At 37.2% G+C, this 1,447-nt stretch carries 1 protein-coding gene; it reads right to left on the bottom strand.

Annotated features, from left to right (window positions below):
* On the bottom strand, positions 1–1,182 hold a 1,182-nt coding region (locus tag NZ519_13880; protein ID MCS7029843.1), incomplete at its 3' end, for a T9SS type A sorting domain-containing protein.
* Between the last annotated feature and the right edge of the window lie 265 nt (positions 1,183–1,447).

The following is a 1,447-nucleotide window of genomic DNA, read 5'->3' as shown; positions in this document are numbered from 1 at the left end:
CTCGTCTAATTTGATATCAACACTGTTTTGATTGGATAACGTACCACTTTTTATCACTTTACCTGACATGTCTATTATACTCCAGGTAGCAAAACTTGTTTCTGGGTTTGTAGAATAAAAATAAACCTGCGTGCTACTTTCCTTTTTACTTAAAAAATTAGGATATACGATAAACGCCGTTTCAGAAATAAATTCGGGGATTTCTATTGTTTTTGTAAGTATTTGATTGCCATCTTTGTCTCGGTATTTTACCTTATAGTAAAGCTTTGAACTGGGAGCACTTCTATCTATCCATTCATGAAAGGGATCTGCAGGTTGTAGAATAGGTATATTTGCAATTTCTTCAAAAGTATTCCCATCAGTGGAACGTAAAATAATAAAATGACCTGGATGAGTAGGTCTGTTCATTACCCATTTAAGATTGACATGGTTAAGTCTGTTTATACGAGAGCCGCTGAAAGCGACCCAATCTAAAGGTAAAGGTATTCCGCACATACAAGGGCTTTGGGCATTATTAAATATGTCTGTACCAGTTAGAGGGTAGTTGGAGATTTTGAGCACTGATATATCCCCTGAGGAAGCTTCCCATTGTCCTGTGACGTGGTCATCTACAAAAAAATAGATTAAATTAGAGGCATTAGGAAGTCCCATTTGAGAGTTATCTAAAAAAGTGTATAAAGACGATGTGGAACCACCATAATACAAGTGATAGTTAGCGTTTGCCCCTGGTTCTCTAACTATTGCTGCATATACCCATACACCAGGATTAAACACTGCAATAGAAGACGTACCTGAACAATAAAATTGATAGTAACCCCAGTAATTGTATACACCGCAGTCACTTCCTAAATTTTTATAGTCTATAATTTTTCTCCAGCTGTTTGTATTATCAAACCTCATATAAAGTTCAATAGTATGTCCATCACTTGCGTTGACAAAATTACCCGCACTCGCGTTGTTAAAATAAAATCCTCCATTAAAATTGAAGTGGTAGTAAGTGATTGTACTTCCGCACACCACATCGCTTGTAAAGTATCCTCCCGCAGGAGCTTGAATCAAAGTAGGTCCGCTACCTGACTGCTCATTAAAGTTGTTTTGAAAGCAGTAAACAAGTGTTGTCCCTTGAGAATAAACAACACAAGCACTAAGCAAGAATAAAATGACGGATGATACTTTTTTCATAAGGATTACTTTTTTTTATTTTGCAATAATACGAAAAAACCAACAAATCACAAAAATTTTTTATTATACTTATTACGTAAAGGGTAATCTTGAAGGATTAAGTTTTATATTTTTATATAAGGTCTAAAAAATAACTTTACTTTTTTACTTTTTTGGGCGTGCCCCCTTGCTGCGCAAGGGTCGGGGCATTCCGCACTACGCTTCGCTTCGGTGCTTCGCTAACGCTCCGCACTGCCAATCGGCATGCTCCAAGGCCCGCACGCGG

Source organism: Bacteroidia bacterium, assembly GCA_025056095.1.
Classification (GTDB): domain Bacteria; phylum Bacteroidota; class Bacteroidia; order JANWVE01; family JANWVE01; genus JANWVE01.
This window is presented reverse-complemented; position numbering and strand designations above follow the sequence as displayed.